A 19,817-nucleotide genomic window follows, 5' to 3' on the forward strand; every position below is an offset into this window, starting at 1 on the left:
CAACACCATGAACGAACCCTATCCCAGTCGACGCCATACCGACAAACCGCACGAAAAACGCTCCTTGCTCGAGCGTCTGACCGATCTCATCTCGCCTGAGCCCGAATCGCGCAGCGAATTGCTCGAAATCCTCCAGGATGCGCACGAGCGCAATCTCATCGACGCCGATTCGCTGTCGATGATCGAGGGCGTGTTCCAGGTCTCCGATCTCTGCGCGCGCGACATCATGATCCCGCGCGCCCAGATGGACGCCATCAACATCGAGCAGAGCCCCGCTGAATTCATCCCGTTCGTGCTCGAAAAAGCACACTCGCGCTACCCCGTCTACGAAGGCAACCGCGACAACATCATCGGCGTGTTGCTCGCCAAGGACCTGCTGCGCTACTACGCGGAAGAGGAATTCGACGTGCGCGGCATGCTGCGGCCCGCGGTGTTCATCCCGGAGGCCAAGCGCCTGAACGTGCTGCTGCACGACTTTCGCGTGAACCGCAACCACATCGCGATCGTCGTCGACGAATACGGCGGCGTGGCGGGGCTCATCACGATCGAGGATGTGCTCGAGCAGATCGTCGGCGACATCGAGGACGAATACGACTTCGACGAAGAAGCCGACAACATCATCCCCTCGCCCGACGGCCGCTACCGTGTGCGCGCCCTCACCGAGATCGAACAGTTCAACGAGACGTTCGGCACCCATTACTCCGACGAGGAAGTCGATACGATCGGCGGGCTCGTCACGCACCATTTCGGCCGCGTCCCGCACCGCGGCGAGCGCGTACGCATCGACGACCTGATCTTCGAGGTGCTGCGCGCCGATGCCCGGCAGATCCACATGCTGCTCGTGCGGCGCGACCCGCTCGCGGGCCAGCGCGAACGCGAAGCGCAACACGTACAGACCTGACCGCAGCGCCAGCAGGTGCCGGCGCGCTTTGGCACGCGCCCGGCCCTTCGATGCCTGAACCGCCACCGCCGAACACCCTACAACGTCGATGTCCACCCGTCTGCGCGAAAGCGTCCCTCCCTCCCCACCCGACGCCGTCGTCGTGAGCCGGACGCTGCCGCGCTGGCATTACCTCGCCGCGTTGGCCGCCGGCGCGGCCAACACGTTGTCGTTCGCGCCGACCCCGCACGGCGGCTGGCTCGAAATCGCGGTCTTCGTCTTCCTCTATGCGTGGCTCACGCGCACGACCGGCTGGAAAAGCGCCGCGCTCACAGGCGGTGCGTTCGGCTTCGGCAATTTCGTGACCGGCGTCTGGTGGCTCTATGTCAGCATGCACGACTACGGCGGCATGGCCGCGCCGCTGGCGCTTGCCGCGCTCGTGCTGTTTTCGCTCTACCTCGCGCTGTATCCGGCCTTCTCGGCGGGGCTCTGGTCGTTTTGCGCGGGCCATGCCGGCAATGGCAAGCATGACGTGCGCCCATTCGCGCCGACCTGGCACGGCGCGCTTGCATTCGCGAGCGCCTGGGCGCTCGGCGAATGGCTGCGCGGCACCGTGTTCACGGGCTTTCCGTGGCTCGCTAGCGGCTATGCGCAAGCGGACGGCCCGTTCGCGGGCTTTGCGCCGCTCGTCGGCACGTACGGCATCGGCTGGGTGCTCGCGCTCGTCGCGGCGCTGCTCGTGCAAGCGCTGCACTCCACTGCACGACGCAGTGGGCCGCGCCGCGTAGGGGCCGGCACGGCCATGCCGGTCGTGCTCGCACTGGCGCTGATGGCGGCCGGCTTGCTGCTGCCCCGTGTGACGTGGACGCTACCGGCCAACGCGCCGCTGACCGTGCGCATCCTGCAAGGCAACGTGAAGCAGGAGATGAAGTTCGACGAAGCCGGCGTGCGTGACGCCCTCGCGCTGTACCAGAAGATGATCACCGAGAAGCCGGCCGATCTCGTCGTCACGCCCGAAACCGCCATTCCGATGCTGCCCGAACAGTTTCCCGAACCGTTCGCGCACGCGCTGCGTACGTTTGCCGACACGACGGGCACCTCGATGCTGCTCGGCGCGTTCGGCGCCACGCTGGGCGAGGGCGGCCAATACACGGACGAAACCAACAGCCTGTACGGCGTGACGCCGGACACGGCGGGGCTCTACCGCTACGACAAGCACCATCTCGTGCCGTTCGGCGAATTCGTGCCGTGGGGCTTTCACTGGTTCGTGCAGCTCATGAACATCCCGCTCGGCGACCTCGCGCGCGGCACGCCCGTGCAGAAGGCATTCGTCGTGCACAACCAGCCCGTGGCCGTCGACATCTGCTACGAGGACATCTTCGGCGAGGAGATCGCGCGTACGCTGCGCGACGCGGCAGTCCCCGCTGGCGTGCTGATCAACACGTCGAATCTGGCCTGGTTCGGCAATACGATCGCGCTCGATCAGCATCTGCAGATGGCCCGCATGCGCACGCTCGAAACGGGCCGCCCGATGCTGGCCGCCACGAACACGGGCGCGACGGCGGCCATCGATGCACACGGCCGCGTCATCGCGCGCCTGCCGGCATTTACGGTCGGCTCGCTCGACGTCGCGATCCAGGGCACGGCCGGCCTCACGCCGTATATCACGAGCGGCAACAACACCGTACTGGCCGTCTCGCTGATCCTGCTGGCGTTCGGCTTCGCGTTCGGGCCGGCACGTAGCAAAGCGCGTCGGAAAGACGATCGACGCTGATCCGATATGCGCCGCTTGCTGGCAGCGATGCAGCGAAGTTAGCAAGCGGTCTGCAATCCGGTAAAATTCCTCGTTTTAGCACCGGGCTGCTCGGTGCGTCCGGTCGGCCCGCGCTCGTGCAGACCAGCTGCGCAGGGGCCACGCGCCCAGCGCATCGTCCCACGTGCGGCCCGCAAACCGGCCCATCCGCCGCCTCGCCTCAAAAGGCACGACATGCTCACGTTTCAGCAAATCATCCTGACGCTGCAATCCTATTGGGACAAGCAGGGTTGCGCGCTGCTCCAGCCGATCGACATGGAGGTCGGCGCGGGCACTTCGCACGTTCACACATTCTTGCGCGCCGTCGGCCCCGAGCCGTGGCGGGCCGCCTATGTGCAGCCGTCGCGCCGTCCGAAGGACGGCCGCTACGGCGACAACCCGAACCGCCTGCAGCACTACTACCAGTACCAGGTCGTGCTCAAGCCCGCGCCCGAGAACATTCTCGACTTGTACCTGGGCTCGCTCACGGCACTCGGCTTCGACCTCAAGCAGAACGACGTGCGTTTCGTCGAAGACGACTGGGAAAACCCGACGCTCGGCGCCTGGGGGCTTGGCTGGGAAGTGTGGCTCAACGGCATGGAAGTCACGCAGTTCACCTACTTCCAGCAAGTGGGCGGTCTCGACTGCAAGCCCGTGCTCGGCGAAATCACATACGGCCTCGAGCGGCTCGCGATGTATCTGCAAAAGGTCGAGAACGTCTACGACCTCGTATGGACCGAATGGGAGGAAATGGGCCCGAACGGTCCCGAGCTGCGTCGCCTCACCTACGGCGACGTGTACCACCAGAACGAGGTCGAGCAGTCGACCTACAACTTCGAGCACGCGAACGTCGACCTGCTGTTCACGCTGTTCAACAGCTACGAGTCGGAAGCCAAGCGCATGATCGAGATGCAACTCGCGCTGCCCGGCTATGAGCTCGTGCTCAAGGCGGCGCATACGTTCAACCTGCTCGATGCGCGCGGCGCGATCTCCGTGACCGAGCGCGCGGCCTACATCGGCCGCATTCGCGCGCTCTCGCGCCTCGTCGCGCAAGCCTATTACGAATCGCGCGAAAAACTCGGCTTCCCGATGCTCGGCAATCCCGTGCACGGCGTGCCGGGCCTCACGACGGACGACCAGGAAGCCGCGATGCCCGCATGGGCGCCGCCGCTGAAGGTCGAGCGCGCAATCGACCAGGAATGACGAGACCGAACAACATGAATCAAGCTCAAGCCACTCTGCTCGTCGAACTGTTGACCGAGGAATTGCCGCCGAAGGCGCTCGCGCGCCTGGGCGACGCGTTTGCCGAAGGCGTCGTCGAACGCCTTGCGGCGCGCGACCTGATCGACGGCACGCCGTCGTTCGAACGCTTCGCCACGCCGCGTCGCCTGGCCGTGCTGATCAAGAACGTGCGCGCCGTCGCGCCCGAGAAGCAGGTCCGCGAAAAGGTGCTGCCCGTATCGGTCGCGCTCGACGCGAACGGCCAGCCCACGCCGCCGCTCGCGAAGAAGCTGGCCGCGCTCGGCTTTCCCAACGCGACGCTCGCCGATCTCGAGCGCGCCTCGGATGGCAAGGCCGAAGCCTTCTTCCTGAACTATGCGGCACCGGGTGCCACGCTCGTCGACGGCTTGCAGGCCGTGCTCGACGAAGCACTCGTCAAGCTGCCGATCCCGAAGGTCATGACCTATCAGCGCCCCGACGGCACCAATGTGCAGTTCGTGCGCCCCGTGCAGCGGCTCACCGTGCTGCACGGCGAAGAGGTCGTGCCCGTCACGGCGTTCGGCATCGATGCCGGCGATACGACGATCGGCCACCGCTTCCTGTCGGACGGCCTCGTCGCGCTCCTGCATGCCGACGACTACGCAGCGACGCTGCGCACGAAGGGCCACGTTATCTCGAACCTCGCGGAGCGCCGCGAGCTCATCCGCACGCAGCTGCTGTCGCATGCCGGCGATGACCAGGTCGTGATGCCCGACGCGCTGCTCGACGAAGTGACGGCGCTCGTCGAATGGCCCACCGTCTACGAATGCCGCTTCGAGGACGAGTTCCTGCAAGTCCCGCAGGAATGCCTGATCCTCACGATGCAGACTAATCAGAAGTACTTCGCGCTGACCGATGCGGCAGGCAAGCTGCGCTCGCGCTTCCTGATCGTCTCGAACATCGAGACGAAGACGCCCGTCGAAATCGTCGAAGGCAACGAGCGCGTCGTGCGCCCGCGTCTGGCCGACGCCAAGTTCTTCTTCGAGCAGGACAAGAAAAAGCCGCTGGCCGACCGTGTGCCGTTGCTCGCGAACGTCGTCTATCACAACAAGCTCGGCTCGCAGCTGCAGCGCATCGAGCGCCTCGAAACGCTCACGCGCACGATCGCACCGCTCGTCGGCGCGGAACTGGAGCTGGCCGCGCGTGGCGCACGCCTGGCCAAGGCCGACCTGCTGACCGACATGGTCGGCGAGTTCCCCGAGCTGCAAGGCACGATGGGCACGTACTACGCGCGCCACGACGGCGAGTCCGAAGAAGTCGCGCTCGCCTGCACCGAGCACTACCAGCCGCGCTTCTCGGGCGATGCGCTGCCCACGACGCGCGTCGGCACGGCCGTCGCGCTGGCCGACAAGCTCGAGACGCTCGCCGGCATCTGGGGCATCGGCCTCGTGCCGACCGGCGAGAAAGACCCGTTCGCGCTGCGCCGCCACGCGCTGGGCGTGCTGCGCATCCTGATCGAGAAGCAGTTGCCGATCGATCTCGTTGACCTGTTGCGTGCGGCCTGCGGCGCATTCTCGAACGTGCCGCAAGTGACCGATTCGACCGATGCGCTGGTCGCATTCTTCATGGACCGCCTGCGCGGCCTGTTGCGCGAGCGCGGCTACTCGGCCGGCGAAGTCGACGCGGTGCTGAGCCTGAACCCGTCGCGCCTCGACGACGTGATCGCACGACTCGACGCCGTGCGCGAATTCACGGCGCTGCCCGAAGCGAGTGCGCTCGCGGCCGCCAACAAGCGCATCGCCAACATCCTGAAGAAGTCGGACGGTCAGGCGCCGCAGCAAATCGCCGAGCCGCTGCTCGTGGAGTCGGCCGAGAAGGCACTGTACGCCGAGCTCGAAGCCGTGACGCCGCGCGTGCGTGCGCACCTGTCGCAACGCGAATACACGGGGGCGCTGTCGGCGCTCGCGGCGCTGCGCGATCCCGTCGATACGTTCTTCAACGACGTGATGGTCAACACCGACGATGCGGCGCTGCGTGCGAACCGGCTCGCGTTGCTCGGCGCCCTGCACGAGCGCATGAACTACGTCGCCGACATCTCGAAGCTTGCAGCCTGACGCGGTACGGATCACGCCATGACCTCCAGCAAGAAACTAGTCATCCTCGATCGCGACGGGGTCATCAACGTCGATTCGGACGCGTTCATCAAGTCGCCAGACGAGTGGGTCGCGATCCCCGGCAGCCTCGAGGCCATCGCACGACTCAATCAGGCGGGCTACCGCGTGGCCGTGGCCTCGAACCAGTCGGGCATCGGGCGCGGCCTGTTCGACATGGCTGCGCTCAATGCGATGCACATCAAGATGCAGCGCGCGGTCGCGGCCGTCGGCGGGCGCATCGATGCCGTGTTCTTCTGCCCGCACACGGCCGAGGACCAATGCGAATGCCGCAAACCCAAGCCCGGCCTGCTGCAGATGATCGTCGAGCGTTTCGAGATCGACCCGCAAGTCACGCCCGTCGTCGGCGATTCGCTGCGCGATCTGCAAGCGGGCGCCGCGCTGGGCTTCCCGCCGCACCTCGTGCTGACGGGCAAAGGCAAGAAGACACTCGCGGCCGGCGGCCTGCCGGACGGCACGCGAGTCCACGATGACTTGAAAGCGTTCGCGCTGACGTTCCTCGCCGAACGACACGAGTAACGCCAACCGATCCACGATACCGATGCGCTTTCTCCGCTCGCTGCTGCTGTTCATCTTCTTCATCGTCTACACGGTTCCGTATGCGATCGCCTGCTTCATCGCGTTTCCGTTCATGCATGCGGACCGCCGCTACTGGATGGCGGCGGGCTGGTGCCGCTCGTCGATCGTCGTCGCGCGCCATCTGAACGGCATTCGCTATCGCGTCGAAGGCGTCGAGAACCTGCCCGACGGTCCGGCCGTGCTGTTGTCCAAGCACCAGTCGGCCTGGGAAACCATGGCGCTTCCCGCGCTGATGCCGCGTCCGCTGTGCTTCGTGTTCAAGCGCGAACTGCTTTACGTGCCGTTCTTCGGCTGGGCGCTCGGCCTGCTGAAGATGGTTCATATCGACCGCAAGGAAGGCAAATACGCGTTCGCGTCGGTCGTCAAGCAAGGCCGCCATCGCATGAACGAAGGGGCATGGGTCATCATGTTCCCCGAAGGCACGCGCACGCCGGTCGGCAAGCAGGGCAAGTACAAGACGGGCGGCGCACGCTTTGCCGTCGACACCGGTGCGCCCGTCGTGCCGATCGCGCACAATGCCGGACGTGTCTGGCCGCGCAATTCGTTCATCAAGTATCCGGGCATCGTCACGGTCTCCATCGGCAAGCCGATCGACTCGACGGGACTCACCCCCGATGAACTGAATACGCGCGTCGAGACGTGGATCGAAGCCGAGATGCGCCGCATCGATCCCGATGCGTACCGCAGCGCGGCCGATGCCGATCCTGCCCGCACGGCACGGATCTAGCCCCCGTTCACGCTACCGTGGCCGGCCCTGGCACCCACGCGTCGCGGCGCTCGCCCGGCGCGTGTCCCACACGTGTGGCACAGCTAATCCATGCCTAAGCCCGTTATGCCACGCGCCCCCAGCGCACTCGATCACCAGCAGCTCGACCTGCCGCTCTTTGCCGAGCCGGCGGACCCTACGTCGGCGCCCTCGCCGGCATCCACCGCCGCCGATACGTCGAGCCTGCCGGCCGGCGCCAAGCTGCGCCGCCTCACGCTGAACGGGCGCACGCTCGAATATGGCTTGAAGCGCTCGGCGCGCCGGACGATCGGCTTCACGATCGACGGCAACGGCCTCGTCATTACGGCACCGCGCTGGGTCACGCTGGCCGACATCGAAAGCGCGATCGTCGGCAAGGAGCGCTGGATCTTCGCGAAGCTCGCCGAATGGCAGACACGCACGGAACAGCGCGCCCTGCCGCGCATCGAATGGCGCGACGGCGCCCACATCCCGTATCTGGGCAAGCCCGTGCGCATCTCGCTGAATTCGCCGCACGGCGCGCTCGCGTTCGATACGGAGCAGGCGGCGCTGTCGCTCGCGCTGCCCGCACACGCGGACGCGCAGCAAATCAAGGATCGCGTGCAGGGCTGGCTGCAGAACGAAGCCAAACGCCTGTTCGGCGAGCGGCTCGCCGTCTACGCGCAAAAGCTCGGGGTGGGGTTCAAAGGCTATGCGCTGTCGTCGGCCGCGACGCGCTGGGGGAGTTGCTCGAGTGACGGCCGCATCCGCTTGAACTGGCGGCTCATCCACTTTCCGCTATCGATCATCGATTACGTGGTCGCACACGAGCTCGCGCATTTGCGCGAGATGAACCACAGCCCGCGCTTCTGGGAGACGGTCGAATCGATCTTTCCCGAATTCCGCGAGGCGCGGCACACGCTCAAGCATCATCCGCCGGAACTGCTGCCGGCCCTTTGAGTGCGTCGAGCGCGCAGGCCGCACCGTGCGGCCGGCAAGCCTTATTGCGCCTTCTTCTGAATGAATTCGATCTTGTAGCCGTCGGGATCGTTGATGAACGCGATCACCGTCGTGCCGTGCTTCATCGGGCCCGCTTCGCGCACGACGGTCCCGCCTTGCGCCTTGATACGCTCGCACGCCGCGTACGCATCGTCGACTTCGATCGCGATGTGACCGAACGCGTTGCCGTGATCGTAGGACTTCGTGTCCCAGTTGTGCGTGAGCTCGAGCACGGTGCCTTTGCTCTCGTCTTCGTAGCCGATGAAGGCCAACGTGAAGCGGCCGTCGGGATACTCCTGCCGGCGCAGCAGCTTCATGCCCAGCAGGTCCGAGTAAAACGCGATCGAGCGATCGAGATCGCCGACTCGCAGCATCGTATGCAGCAGACGCATCGTGAACTCCAGTTGCGTGAAAAAGGCGAATCTACCAAGAAAGCGGCGCGGCCGCTTGGCCCTGACGCGCGTACGGTCTCTCGGCGGACGTAAGCGCAATGCATAGCGATTTGCTATGTTAAGGCACTGTCGGCCTGCGCTACCGCGCACCGTGTCCGCCGTCACGGCGGATGGCCGTCGTACGGAAACGAGAACCGATTTCGCCTTGCCTGCCCGCCAAACGATCAATGAACACCACCGCCACCTCACTTGCCGGCCCAATCGCCACTCGTCGCGCGCCCGACGGCTTTGCCGTCATGCTGATGCTCCTGCTGTGCGCGATCTGGGGCTTTCAGCAGGTGGCGATCAAATCGACGAACGGCGCGCTCGGGCCGATCCTGCAAGCGGGCGTACGCTCGGCCATTGCGACCGTGCTCGTGTGGGCCTGGGCGCGCTCGCGCGGCACGCCGCTCTTTCGCGAAGACGGCACCCTTGGCGCCGGGTTGCTCGCGGGGCTGCTGTTCGCGGGCGAATTCGTCTGCATCTTCTTTGGGCTCACGTTGACGAGCGCCTCGCGCATGGCCGTGTTCCTTTATACGGCCCCTTGCTTCACGGCGCTCGGCCTGCACCTGTTCGTAGCCGGTGAGCGCATGCGGCGTATGCAGTGGATCGGTGTCGGGGTCGCGTTCGCGGGCACCGTGCTGGCATTTGCCGACGGCTTCGCGCACGCCAGCGCGGCCGGCACCTCGATGCTGGCCGGGCTCGCAGGCGATGCGCTCGGCGTGCTCGGCGGCGCGCTATGGGCCGCCACGACCGTCGTCGTACGCGCGAGCTCGCTGTCGCACGCGAGCGCGAGCAAGACGCTGTTCTATCAGCTCGCGGTATCGGCCGTCGCGCTGCTTGCGCTGGCCTTCGTACTCGGCGAAGGACGTGCCGTGCACATCACGCCGCTGGCGGTCGCGAGCTTGGCCTATCAGGCCGTAGTGGTCGCCTTCATCAGCTACCTGACGTGGTTCTGGCTGCTCACGCGCTATATGGCTTCGAGGCTGTCGGTATTCTCGTTCCTCACGCCGCTATTCGGCGTGACGTTCGGCGTCGTGCTGCTCGGCGAGTCGTTCAGCACGCGCTTTCTGCTGGCCTCGGCACTCGTGCTCGTCGGCATCATGCTCGTGAACGCGCCCGCCCGGCGTGCACGCGTCAGCTGATCGCGTGCGCGTCGCTCGTCAGCCGTTGTCGGCTCCTGCCAGCGTCTGCGCCACACGCACGTATTCGTCGACTGGCACGTCTTCGGCACGCCGCGCGAGATCGAAGCCGAGCGCCTCGAAATCGACCTTGTCGCGATAGTCCGACAGCGTATTGCGCAGCATCTTGCGCCGCTGCGAGAACGCAGCCGTCACGACTTCACCGAGCACGCGCTCGTCGACCTTTGCAACCTCGTGCGGCGCATACGGAATCATGCGCACGATCGCAGAATCGACTTTCGGCGGCGGCTCGAACGACTCGGGCGGCACGTCGATGAGCTTGTCCATCACGTAGCGGTATTGCAGCATCACCGACAAGCGGCTGAACGCCTTCGTGCCCGGCTCGGCCACCATGCGCTCGACCACTTCGTTCTGCAGCATGAAGTGCTGATCGACGACGATCGGCGCGAACGACATCAAATGAAACAGCAAAGGGCTCGAGATGTTGTAGGGCAAGTTGCCGACCACGCGCAGCGTAGGCTGCGCTTGCGTATCGACGAGCGACGCGAAATCGAACGCCAGCGCATCGCCGGCATGCAGCGCGAGCCGATCGCCGAACTTCTTCTGCAAGCGCACGATCAGGTCCCGGTCGAGCTCGACCGCATGCAGCGGCGCGCCGGGCGTTGCCAGCCGCTCGATCAGCGGTTCGGTCAGCGCGCCGAGACCCGGGCCGATTTCGACCATGCGCTGGCCCGGCTCCGGCCGAATCGCCGAGACGATCGAGTCGATCACGCCCAGGTCGACGAGAAAGTTCTGCCCGAAGCGCTTGCGCGCGAAATGGCCTTGGTGCGATTTACTGGTGGACATCGAAATCGTGAGGAAACCGAAGAAAAGTCGAACGAAGTCGCGGCAAGCAGCCGGAACGGCTCAGCCAGCGCGACGGTTGCGCGCCATCGACACGGCCGTATCGATCGCGGCTATGAGACTGCCCGCGTCGGCACGCCCTGTGCCCGCGAGATCGAGCGCCGTGCCGTGATCGACCGACGTACGCACGATCGGCAGCCCGAGCGTGACGTTCACGCCCTCGCCGAACGTCGCATACTTGAGCACCGGCAGCCCCTGGTCATGGAACATCGCGAGCACGCAGTCGGCTTCGTCGAGATGGCGCGGCTGAAACAGCGTATCGGCCGGATACGGACCACGCGCGTCGATGCCGCGCGCGTTGGCCTGCGCGAGCGCCGGCGCGATCGTGTCGATCTCCTCGCGCCCGAGGTAGCCGTTCTCGCCCGCGTGCGGATTGAGGCCCGTCACGAGAATGCGCGGTACGGGCAAGCCGAAGTCGCGCCGCAAGTCGTGGTCGACGATCGTCAGCGTCTCGAGCAGGCTGTCGATCGTGATCGCGGCCGGCACGTCCTTGAGCGGCAGATGCGTGGTCGCCAGTGCCACGCGTAGCGGCCGCACGCCGGTGCCGGCCAGCATCATCACGACGCGCGCCGTATGCGTGCGCTCGGCCAGATACTCGGTATGGCCCGTAAAGGGCACGCCCGCATCGTTGATCGTGCTCTTTTGCAGCGGCGCGGTGACGATCGCATCGAAGGTGCCGGCCAGCGCGCCGTCAATCGCATCGTCGAGCAGCGCGAGCACGTAGCGCCCGTTGGCCGCATCGAGCCGCCCCGCCACCGACGGCACCGCGAGCGGCCGATGCCCGATCTTCACGCGCGAGCCGACGAGCGCCGCCCAATCGACGCCGACGGCATGCGCACGCGCCTCGAGCAACGCCGCATCGCCGAGCACCGTGAAGCACACGTCCGGCCAATGCACCGCGGCGCCCGCGAGCGCCATCGCCGTCAGCTCCGGGCCGACGCCGGCAGGCTCGCCGGTCGTGATCGCGATGTGCAGCGCGGGGCGCGAGACGCTCGTCATGGCTTATCGGCTCATTGCTGGGCGACCGGGCCGCCGAGCTTGTACTGCACGTACGCGGAATCGCGCAGCTGACGCAGCCAGTCCGCGTAAGCCTGCTCGGCCTTGCGCTGGCCGATCGCCTGACGCGCCAGATCGAGCTGCTGCTGGACCGAGCCTTGCGCATCGCGACGCTCGAGCACCTGGATCAGGTGATAGCCGTATTCGCTGCGCACCGGACCGCTGACTTCGCTGTCCTTCAGATTGTTCATCGCGCGCTCGAATTCGGGCACCGTCTCCCCCGGGCTGATCCAGCCCAGATCGCCGCCTTGCGACGCCGAGCCGTCCTGTGAGTACGTGCGCGCGAACTTGGCGAAATCGCCGCCGTCGGCCACTTGCTGGCGAATCTGCATCAGCGTCTCGCGTGCCTTCTGCTCCGGCATGCCGCCTTCGCCGACGCGCAGCAGAATGTGGCGCACGTGTGTCTGTACGAGCTTGGGCGCATCGGCCGACGAGCCGCCGCCCACACCGGTACGGCGATCGACGAGTCGCATGATCTCGAAGCCGTCGGTCGTCCGAATGAGGTCGGGATTGACCTGACCAGGACGCAGCTGTGAGGCGGCTGCGACGAACTCAGGCGGCAGCTGGGTCGGCGGCAGGAAGCCGAGGTCGCCGCCCTTGGCAGCATCCGCGGCCTGCGACTGCGCCTTCGCGAGCGCTTCGAATTTCGCGCCGCCCTTGGCCTGATCGAGAATCGCCTGGGCCTTTTGCTGCGCAGCGCCCAGCTCGGCCTGCGTCACGTTGTCGGGCACCTTCACGAGGATGCGCTCGATGCGCAGGTCCTGCCGCGTTTGCGCGTCCGGGCCGCGCTGGCTTGCGATGTAGTTCGCGACTTCGGCGTCGGACACGGAGACCTTGCTGTCGACTTCCTTCTCGCGCAGCTTCTGGAGCGTGAGCTCGGTGCGCGCGTCGCCCTCGAATACGGACCAGGGCACGCCTTCGGACTCGAGTCGCGCGCGATACGTTTCGAGCGTCAGATTGTTCGCTTGCGCGAGGCGCTGCAGCGTCGCCTGCACGGTTGCATCGTCGATGACGATACCGTCTTCCTTGGCCTTCTCGAGCTGCACACGCTCGAGCACCATCTGATCGAGCACCTGCTGGCGCAACTGGTCGAGCGGCGGCACAGGCGCCTTCTGCTGTTCGAGCCGGCGCTGAATCAGACCCACCCGCAGATCGAGCTCGCGCGAGGTGACGACGCCGTCGTTGACGATGGCCACGACGGAATCGACCGTCGAGCCGCTTTGCGTCTTGAGCGCCTGAGCCATGGCCGGCGCCGCCGGATTGATGACGACGGCAGCGGCAAGACTGGCCGCGAACGTTGCCAAGCGAAGCTTATTGATGATTGCCACAGCTACTCCATTGATGTCCGGCCGTTGATGTCTCTGTTCTCGCGCGCCCTGCTCGCGCAGGCGGCCTCACGCGCGGGCGTCGTCTTCTGGTCACTCGTAGTTGCTGAACCGGGCCAGCGGCGGCGCAGGCGGCGGAGGCGGCATGTAGCCGGCAACACCAGCCCTGAAGGCACCCACGAGCCCGTTGTCGACGTTCGACAATCCTTTGAGCGTCAATTGCGCAAGCACGCGCGTCGCCGGTGCGTTCTGGCCCGAACCATTCAAGCCGTTCGCGTAGCGCTGCATGCCGATGCCGAACGCCCAGCAATCGGCATCGTACTGGAAGCCCACCAGGGCGTCGACGACGCGATGCCCGGCCAGGTCGTAATTGAAGCGCCCGACGCCGTACAGCCGTCGCGTAATGGGCCATTCGCCCGACACCAGGACCTGATTGATCGGCTGGTTGCTGAGCGTCGAATTGGCCCGCGTATACCGATAGGCGACGTTGACAACCTTGCGGTCTTCGGGACTGAACCCGAAACCGATGCTTGAGCGCACGAGCTGATTGTCGTCGGCATTATATTGGAACGCCGTTTCCGAGGCGAAACCGGCGCCGAGCTTGACGGACATGCCAGCGATCAAGTCCGAATGGCTCGCGGCCGACGGGTTCGTCCCCGGCGTCAGCGTCACGCGCTGATCGGTGAAGTAGTACTGCTGCGCGATGACGAAGCGCGCTCGCTCGTCACCCGTTTGTGCATTGATGAAGCGCGAGGTCAGCGCAGCGGTGACGCGGTTCGCGTCGGCGATGCGGTCGTTGCCGACGAACGTGTTCGGCGTGAAGATCTCGGCAAGTCCGAAGTCCGACTCGGCGGTATCGAAGAGCGGCGCGAAGTCCTGATTCCGGTACGGCGTATAGACGTAGTAGAAACGCGGCTCGAGCGTCTGGATGTAGTCTTCGCCGAACAGGCGCATCGACCGGTCGAAAATAAGTCCGCTATCGAAGCTGAACGTCGGAACCGACTCGGTGAAATTCTTCGGCTGCCCGGCCGGCGCGCCCGACGCGATGTGACTGAGGTCGTAAGCCGCGAAGTGCATCTGCACTTTCGGCACGACGAAATAACCGGGTCCGACGAAGCCATACGAGACGTACGGGTTGAACATCAACCGGTCGCCTTCGGTCATGTCCGCCGTCGTGATCCTGAAACGCGAGTAGTCGGCTTCCGTACCGAAGTCGAAGCCGCCGACGTTGTACTTCGCGTACTTCACGTTCAATTGCGGCTCGCGGGCGTACGGCGGCGACGAGCCCGTCAGCGTCTGCCAGTGCTGCTCCCGCGCCAACACGGACCACGGCCCGTTCGAGTACGTCAGCCCCGCCTCTTGCTGGAACAGCAGCTGTGTGCCGACCAGAAACGAATTGCCCGCGGAGGCAAGGTCTTCCGGATAGGTGTTGTCGGAGACCTTGTTGTAGTACACATACGCGCCGAAACCATGGCCGAGATTCTGGTTGTGCGTCCAGTAGACGGCGTAGCGGTTCTCATGGCGCATCGCGTCGTTCGGCAGGAACTCTCCCGTGAACTGGCCCGAATACGTAGGCTCGAGATAGCGGAACGCCGCTTGTGTCTGTACGCCGCGCTTGGAGATGAGGCGAGGCGTCAGCGTCAGGTCGCGGTTCGGCGCGATGTTGAAGTAGTACGGTTGCGAGAACTCGATCCCGTTCGTCGAGCTCACCGAGAACAACGGCGGCAGCAAACCGCTGCGCCGCTCGTCGCTGAGCGGGAAGGACAGCCACGGGCTCGCAAAGATCGGCACGCCCTGGAAGAACAGCACGCCATTGTGCGCGACGCCCTCGTCCGCGCCGGTATCGAAATCGAACTTGGTGCCGCGGATGTACCAGGCCGGATGGTCCGTGCACTGGCACGCAGTGTAGGTCCCGCTCGTGAAGACCGACCGCTCGTTGTCGAGCAGGTCGACGCGCTTGGCGCTGCCCGAGCCGCCGCGCAGCGTGAAGCGGTATTTCGCCTGCGGCATGTAGCCCGCATTCGACTCGACCTTCAAATGCGCCTCGGGCCCCGCGAACAGCACGCCGTTGTTGATGAGGCGCACCATGCCGTACGCGTCGGCGATGTCGGTGTCCTGATCGTAGTGCAGTGCTTGCGCCTTCACGACGGACGTGTTGCGCCGCAGTTCGGCGGAACCCTTGGCGGCCAGATCCTGATCGGACGTGCCGCTCAGGTGCTCGCCGAGCACGAACAACGACGGCGCCTGCCCCGCGGGCGGCGTGTGCTCTTCGAGTTGCGGCGCCAGCCGCAGGCCCCACGGCGTGTCGACCTGCTGCGGCACCGCGGCGTCGCCGGCAAGCTGCGCGTGCGATACCGACGGCATGAGCCCCGGCACGGCGATCAATGCCGCAGCGAGGCGCCTCATACGCGGCATCGCATCGTCGACAAAATTCGTTGGGAGAAGCGGTTTTGGCGGCATGTATCGTTTGGCGGAGCGGCCCGGCAGCCGGGAGGCACGGCATGTTTGCCGCCCGTTCGCACCCCGCCGCCATGGGAGGCAGCCTCACCGCACGCGCACGAGGCACGTTCGGCTGGAGCAATGACAGGCGGTCAAACGGCGTCGTGCGAAGGCCGACACGGGGCGCAACAAAAAAAGTCGTCGGGTATTATATGGCAAGACGTTTTGCCCCCCCTTCCGTATGACGACGACTCCCTCTGCCGACACCCGCCTGGCCGCCTTGCGCACCTGGCTCAGCACGCACGAGCACCAATATGGGCTCGACCTTCCTTCCCTCGCCGTGGCGTCGGCCGACGCCAGCTTCCGCCGCTATTTCCGCCTCGCGAGCTCGGGCGGGCATGGTGCCTCGCTGATCGCCGTCGATGCGCCGCCGCCCGAGAAATGCCGCGAGTTCGCCGAGATCGCGGGCCTGCTCGCCGAGGCCGGCGTGCACGCGCCGCGCGTGCTCGAATGCGATCTCGAGCACGGCTTCATGCTCGTCACCGATCTGGGCACGCAGCCGTACATCGGTGTGCTCGATCCGAACGAGCCCGCGCGCGCCAAGCCGCTCATGCGCGATGCGCTCGATGCCTTGATCCGCTGGCAGCTCGCCTCGCGCGAGCAGGTGCTGCCGCCCTTCGACGAAGCCTTCCTGCGCCGCGAGATGGAGTTGCTGCCCGAGTGGTACATCGCGCGGCATTTGAACCAGCCCGTCGACGAGAAGACGCGCGGCATACTGGACCGCACGTTCGCGCTGCTCGTCGCGAGCGCGCAGACGCAGCCTCAGGTCTACATGCTGCGCGACTTCATGCCGCGCAATCTGATGATCTGCGAGCCGAACCCCGGCGTGCTCGATTTTCAGGACGCGGTGTACGGGCCGATCACGTACGACGTGGCCTCGTTGCTGCGCGACGCGTTCATCAGCTGGGACGAGGAGTTCGAGCTCGATTGCTTCGTCTACTACTGGGAGCGTGCGAAAAAGGCGGGCCTGCCCGTCGACGCCGACTTCGGCGAGTTCTACCGGCAGCTCGAGTGGATGGGCTTGCAGCGGCACATCAAGATCCTCGGGCTGTTCTCGAGGCTCCACTATCGCGACGGCAAGCCGCGCTATTTGGCCGATCTGCCGCGCTTCGTCGGCTATGCCCGCAAGGTCTGCGAGCGCTATCGCCCGCTCGCGCCGTTCGCACGGCTGCTCGACGAGCTCGAGGGCCGCGCGCAGCAAGTCGGCTACACGTTCTGAGCACGGGCCCATCACGATGAACACCCCGCTCACCACAGCGATGATCTTCGCCGCCGGACGCGGCGAACGCATGCGTCCGCTCACCGATACCTGCCCGAAGCCGTTGCTCGAAGTCGGCGGCAAGGCGCTGATCGTCTGGCAGATCGAGCGCCTCGCGCGCGCCGGCTTTCGCACGATCGTCATCAACCACGCCTGGCTCGGCGAACAGCTCGAAGCCGCGCTCGGCGACGGCTCGCGTTGGGGCATCAAGCTTGCCTATTCGGCCGAGCGCGACGCGCTCGAGACGGCGGGCGGCATCGCCCAAGCACTGCCGCTGCTCGAAAAGGATGGCAAGGCGCAGGTGTTCGTCGCCGTCAGCGGCGACATCTACTGCGATTTCGATTACGCGCGGCTGCGTGAGCCCGCGCAGCGGCTCGCCATGATGGACGAGCCCGGCATGCATCTCGTGATGGTGCGCAATCCGCCGTTTCATGAGCGTGGCGACTTCGGACTCGTCGACGGACGCTTGTCGCTCGACGGCGCCCCACGCTTCACGTTCGGCAACATCGGCCTGTACGACACGCGCATGTTCCATGCGCTGCCGCGCGGCGAGCGTCGCGCGCTCACGCCCTACTACCGCGAAGCCATTGCTGCCGGCCTCGTCAGCGGCGCGTTGTATGAAGGTCTGTGGGAAAACGTCGGGACACCTGAGCAATTGCGCACGCTCGATGCAGTGCTCGCCGGCGCGGGCCGAGAGCACGCTGCCAGTTGAACCGCTGCCAGGGCTAGTGGGTCCTGAGCCGGTCAGTGGCCGGCTTCGCCACTGGCGGACGCGTGCTCGGCCTGCTCCGTATGCTCACGCTGGGCAGCCCGCTGCTGCAACGCCCACATCTGCGCGAATGTTCCGCCCGCGCGCAGCAACTCCTCATGCGTGCCGCGCTCGACGATGCGGCCGCGGTCCATCACGATGATCTGCTGTGCATGCACGACCGTCGACAGACGGTGAGCGATGACCAGCGTCGTGCGGCCGCGCGCGATGTGGTCGAGCTCGCTCTGGATCGCCCGCTCCGAGCGTGAATCGAGCGCCGAGGTGGCCTCGTCGAACAGCAGGATCGGCGGGTTCTTCAACAGCGTGCGCGCGATCGCGACGCGCTGCTTCTCTCCCCCCGACAGCTTCAGGCCACGCTCCCCGACCGGCGTGTCGTAGCCGCCCGGCAAGCCTTCGATGAAATCGTGGATGTGCGCCGCGCGCGCGGCCGCGATGACCTCTTCGCGCGTCGCAGATGGCCGCCCGTAAGCGATGTTGTAGTAGATCGTGTCGTTGAACAGCACCGTGTCCTGCGGGACGATGCCGATCGTGGCGCGCAGCGAATCCTGTGTCACGTCGCGCACGTCCTGCCCGTCGATCGTGATCGCGCCGCCCGCCGCACGGTCGAGATCGTAAAAGCGAAAGAGCAGCCGCGCGAGCGTCGACTTGCCCGAGCCGCTCGCACCGACGACCGCCGTCGTCGTGCCTGCCGGAATCGTGAAATTCACGTCCTCGAGAATGAGCCGCGCGGGATCGTAGGCAAAGCGCACATGCTCGAAACGGACCTCGCCGCCGCGCACGGCAAGTGCCGGCGCGCCCGGCGCATCGGGCACCTCGCGCGCGGCGCCGAGCAGCGTGAACATGCGGTCCATGTCGGTGAGGCTTTGCTTGAGCTCACGATAGACGACGCCGAGGAAGTTCAGCGGAATGTAGAGCTGCAGCATGAACGTGTTGATGAGCACGAGATCGCCCAGCGTCAGACGTCCCGCCATCACGCCCTGCGTGGCGCGCCACAAGATGAACACGAGCCCCGCCCCGATGATCGCCTGCTGCCCGAAGTTCAGCAACGACAGCGAGTTCTGCGACTTGATGGCCGCTGCCCGGTAGCGTTTAAGGTTTTCGTCGTAGCGCTGTGCCTCCCACTCCTCGTTACCGAAGTACTTCACGGTTTCGTAGTTGAGCAGCGAATCGATCGCGCGCGAGTTGGCGCGCGAATCGAGCTCGTTCATCGTGCGCCGGAAATGCGTGCGCCATTCGGTGACTTTGACGGTGAACGTGATGTAGGCGACCAGTGCGCACAGCGCGACGACGGCGTAGTACGCCTCGTACTTGACGACGAAAAAGCCCAGTACGAGTGCGACCTCGACGAGCGTGGGCAGGATGCTGTACAGCGAATACGAAATCAGCTGCTGAATGCCGCGCGTGCCACGCTCGATGTCGCGCGACATGCCGCCCGTCTGCCGCTCGAGGTGAAAGCGCAACGACAGCGAATGCAGATGACGGAACACTTGGAGCGCGAGCTCGCGCACGGCGCTTTCGGTCACCTTGGAAAAGAGGATTTCGCGCAGCTCGGTGAACATCGACGTCGACAGGCGCACGAGCGCATACGCGACGACGAGCATGCCCATGCCGCTCACGAGCACGATCGCGCTCTCGTGCTGAGCGCGGCCGAGCGCCGTCAGGTGCTGGATCGGGGCCAGGCCGTCGACGATGCGCTTCATCACGATCGGCACGCCGAGGTTCGCGAGCTTCGCGCCGATCAGGCACGCCAGGGCCATTGCGACGCGCCCTTTGTAAGTGGCCAGATAAGGCAGCAGCGAGCGAATCGTCTGCCAGTCGCGGCGCGGCGCGGTCGAGGCGGGAGCGGGTTCGGCTAGGGCGCGATGGCGTTGCATGGCGTCGTTGGCTTGGCAAGCCGCGAAAACGGCGCGGCGGTTGAATCGAAAAAAGCACCCGGAGCGCTGGAGTATCGCTTGCAGGCGGGGGCAGCGGGCCGTTCGCCGCGCCTCCCGTTTGCCCGTACAATGCCAAACGCTCGAGTATTGTCGCAGAAGCCAGACGGCCGCGTCGGCGCCGGCATCACACGACGTTTCCTTATTCCTAAGGTGTC

General features: G+C 65.8%; 16 protein-coding genes. 10 read left to right on the forward strand and 6 right to left on the reverse strand.

Annotation, left to right across the window (positions count from 1 at the left end; translation table 11 throughout):
- Positions 1–7: 7 nt before the first annotated feature.
- From D7S89_RS10095 to D7S89_RS10125, 7 genes are all read left to right on the forward strand, one after another.
- Positions 8–901 (forward strand): CorC family transporter, encoded by an 894-nt coding sequence (locus D7S89_RS10095; protein WP_121277532.1) that lies wholly within the window; start codon positions 8–10, stop codon positions 899–901.
- Positions 902–989: 88 nt separating this feature from the next.
- The gene (lnt, locus tag D7S89_RS10100; protein WP_121277533.1) at positions 990–2,654 is read left to right on the forward strand and encodes an apolipoprotein N-acyltransferase; all 1,665 of its coding nucleotides are present in this window, start codon (positions 990–992) and stop codon (positions 2,652–2,654) included.
- Positions 2,655–2,867: 213 nt separating this feature from the next.
- On the forward strand, positions 2,868–3,875 hold the full coding sequence (gene glyQ, locus D7S89_RS10105) for a glycine--tRNA ligase subunit alpha (RefSeq protein ID WP_121277534.1): 1,008 nt from the start codon (positions 2,868–2,870) through the stop codon (positions 3,873–3,875).
- Between the two features lie 14 nt (positions 3,876–3,889).
- Positions 3,890–5,986, forward strand: a complete 2,097-nt coding sequence (gene glyS / locus D7S89_RS10110; protein WP_183085144.1) for a glycine--tRNA ligase subunit beta — start codon at positions 3,890–3,892, stop codon at positions 5,984–5,986.
- Between the two features lie 18 nt (positions 5,987–6,004).
- Positions 6,005–6,562: a D-glycero-beta-D-manno-heptose 1,7-bisphosphate 7-phosphatase gene (gmhB, locus tag D7S89_RS10115; protein ID WP_121277536.1), complete on the forward strand. Its 558-nt coding sequence runs from the start codon at positions 6,005–6,007 to the stop codon at positions 6,560–6,562.
- 22 nt (positions 6,563–6,584) lie between these two features.
- Complete coding sequence (locus D7S89_RS10120) at positions 6,585–7,349, forward strand: lysophospholipid acyltransferase family protein (protein ID WP_121277537.1); 765 nt, start codon at positions 6,585–6,587, stop codon at positions 7,347–7,349.
- Between the two features lie 90 nt (positions 7,350–7,439).
- Positions 7,440–8,306: a M48 family metallopeptidase gene (locus D7S89_RS10125; RefSeq protein ID WP_121277538.1), complete on the forward strand. Its 867-nt coding sequence runs from the start codon at positions 7,440–7,442 to the stop codon at positions 8,304–8,306.
- A 41-nt stretch (positions 8,307–8,347) separates the two neighbouring features.
- Here D7S89_RS10125 and gloA read toward each other — a convergent pair whose 3' ends face one another.
- Positions 8,348–8,737: a lactoylglutathione lyase gene (gene gloA / locus D7S89_RS10130; RefSeq protein ID WP_121277539.1), complete on the reverse strand. Its 390-nt coding sequence runs from the start codon at positions 8,735–8,737 to the stop codon at positions 8,348–8,350.
- Between the two features lie 227 nt (positions 8,738–8,964).
- On the opposite strand from gloA, the gene D7S89_RS10135 reads away from it, so the two are divergent.
- Positions 8,965–9,921: a DMT family transporter gene (locus D7S89_RS10135; RefSeq protein ID WP_121277540.1), complete on the forward strand. Its 957-nt coding sequence runs from the start codon at positions 8,965–8,967 to the stop codon at positions 9,919–9,921.
- 18 nt (positions 9,922–9,939) lie between these two features.
- On the opposite strand, the gene rsmA is transcribed toward D7S89_RS10135, so the two are convergent.
- From rsmA to D7S89_RS10155, 4 genes are all read right to left on the reverse strand, one after another.
- Entirely contained in the window at positions 9,940–10,764 is an 825-nt protein-coding gene (gene rsmA, locus D7S89_RS10140; RefSeq protein ID WP_121277541.1) for a 16S rRNA (adenine(1518)-N(6)/adenine(1519)-N(6))-dimethyltransferase RsmA, read from the reverse strand.
- 60 nt (positions 10,765–10,824) lie between these two features.
- The gene (pdxA, locus tag D7S89_RS10145) at positions 10,825–11,820 is read right to left on the reverse strand and encodes a 4-hydroxythreonine-4-phosphate dehydrogenase PdxA (protein WP_121277542.1); all 996 of its coding nucleotides are present in this window, start codon (positions 11,818–11,820) and stop codon (positions 10,825–10,827) included.
- 11 nt (positions 11,821–11,831) lie between these two features.
- Positions 11,832–13,205 carry a peptidylprolyl isomerase gene (locus tag D7S89_RS10150; RefSeq protein WP_121277543.1) on the reverse strand — a complete coding sequence of 458 codons (1,374 nt, stop codon included), beginning with the start codon at positions 13,203–13,205 and terminating at the stop codon, positions 11,832–11,834.
- Between the two features lie 90 nt (positions 13,206–13,295).
- The gene (locus D7S89_RS10155; protein WP_121277544.1) at positions 13,296–15,662 is read right to left on the reverse strand and encodes an LPS-assembly protein LptD; all 2,367 of its coding nucleotides are present in this window, start codon (positions 15,660–15,662) and stop codon (positions 13,296–13,298) included.
- A gap of 220 nt (positions 15,663–15,882) precedes the next feature.
- Between D7S89_RS10155 and D7S89_RS10160 the strand changes: the two genes are divergently transcribed.
- Both D7S89_RS10160 and murU read left to right on the forward strand, forming a co-directional pair.
- Entirely contained in the window at positions 15,883–16,920 is a 1,038-nt protein-coding gene (locus tag D7S89_RS10160) for an aminoglycoside phosphotransferase family protein (protein WP_121277545.1), read from the forward strand.
- Between the two features lie 16 nt (positions 16,921–16,936).
- Positions 16,937–17,671 (forward strand): N-acetylmuramate alpha-1-phosphate uridylyltransferase MurU, encoded by a 735-nt coding sequence (gene murU / locus D7S89_RS10165; RefSeq protein WP_121277546.1) that lies wholly within the window; start codon positions 16,937–16,939, stop codon positions 17,669–17,671.
- 32 nt (positions 17,672–17,703) lie between these two features.
- Here murU and D7S89_RS10170 read toward each other — a convergent pair whose 3' ends face one another.
- Entirely contained in the window at positions 17,704–19,602 is a 1,899-nt protein-coding gene (locus tag D7S89_RS10170; RefSeq protein WP_121277547.1) for an ABCB family ABC transporter ATP-binding protein/permease, read from the reverse strand.
- Between the last annotated feature and the right edge of the window lie 215 nt (positions 19,603–19,817).

Source organism: Trinickia fusca, from assembly GCF_003628145.1.
Lineage (GTDB): Bacteria > Pseudomonadota > Gammaproteobacteria > Burkholderiales > Burkholderiaceae > Trinickia > Trinickia fusca.

Bases quoted from the DNA above. Each gene is read 5' to 3' on its own strand.
- gmhB (WP_121277536.1), top strand. From the start codon at position 6,005: ATGACCTCCAGCAAGAAACTAGTCATCCTCGATCGCGACGGGGTCATC.
- D7S89_RS10095 (WP_121277532.1), top strand. From the start codon at position 8: ATGAACGAACCCTATCCCAGTCGACGCCATACCGACAAACCGCACGAA.
- D7S89_RS10135 (WP_121277540.1), top strand. From the start codon at position 8,965: ATGAACACCACCGCCACCTCACTTGCCGGCCCAATCGCCACTCGTCGC.
- pdxA (WP_121277542.1), bottom strand. From the start codon at position 11,820: ATGACGAGCGTCTCGCGCCCCGCGCTGCACATCGCGATCACGACCGGC.
- glyQ (WP_121277534.1), top strand. From the start codon at position 2,868: ATGCTCACGTTTCAGCAAATCATCCTGACGCTGCAATCCTATTGGGAC.
- D7S89_RS10155 (WP_121277544.1), bottom strand. From the start codon at position 15,662: ATGCCGCCAAAACCGCTTCTCCCAACGAATTTTGTCGACGATGCGATG.
- D7S89_RS10170 (WP_121277547.1), bottom strand. From the start codon at position 19,602: ATGCAACGCCATCGCGCCCTAGCCGAACCCGCTCCCGCCTCGACCGCG.
- glyS (WP_183085144.1), top strand. From the start codon at position 3,890: ATGAATCAAGCTCAAGCCACTCTGCTCGTCGAACTGTTGACCGAGGAA.
- gloA (WP_121277539.1), bottom strand. From the start codon at position 8,737: ATGCGTCTGCTGCATACGATGCTGCGAGTCGGCGATCTCGATCGCTCG.
- murU (WP_121277546.1), top strand. From the start codon at position 16,937: ATGAACACCCCGCTCACCACAGCGATGATCTTCGCCGCCGGACGCGGC.
- D7S89_RS10125 (WP_121277538.1), top strand. From the start codon at position 7,440: ATGCCTAAGCCCGTTATGCCACGCGCCCCCAGCGCACTCGATCACCAG.
- D7S89_RS10120 (WP_121277537.1), top strand. From the start codon at position 6,585: ATGCGCTTTCTCCGCTCGCTGCTGCTGTTCATCTTCTTCATCGTCTAC.
- rsmA (WP_121277541.1), bottom strand. From the start codon at position 10,764: ATGTCCACCAGTAAATCGCACCAAGGCCATTTCGCGCGCAAGCGCTTC.
- D7S89_RS10160 (WP_121277545.1), top strand. From the start codon at position 15,883: ATGACGACGACTCCCTCTGCCGACACCCGCCTGGCCGCCTTGCGCACC.
- lnt (WP_121277533.1), top strand. From the start codon at position 990: ATGTCCACCCGTCTGCGCGAAAGCGTCCCTCCCTCCCCACCCGACGCC.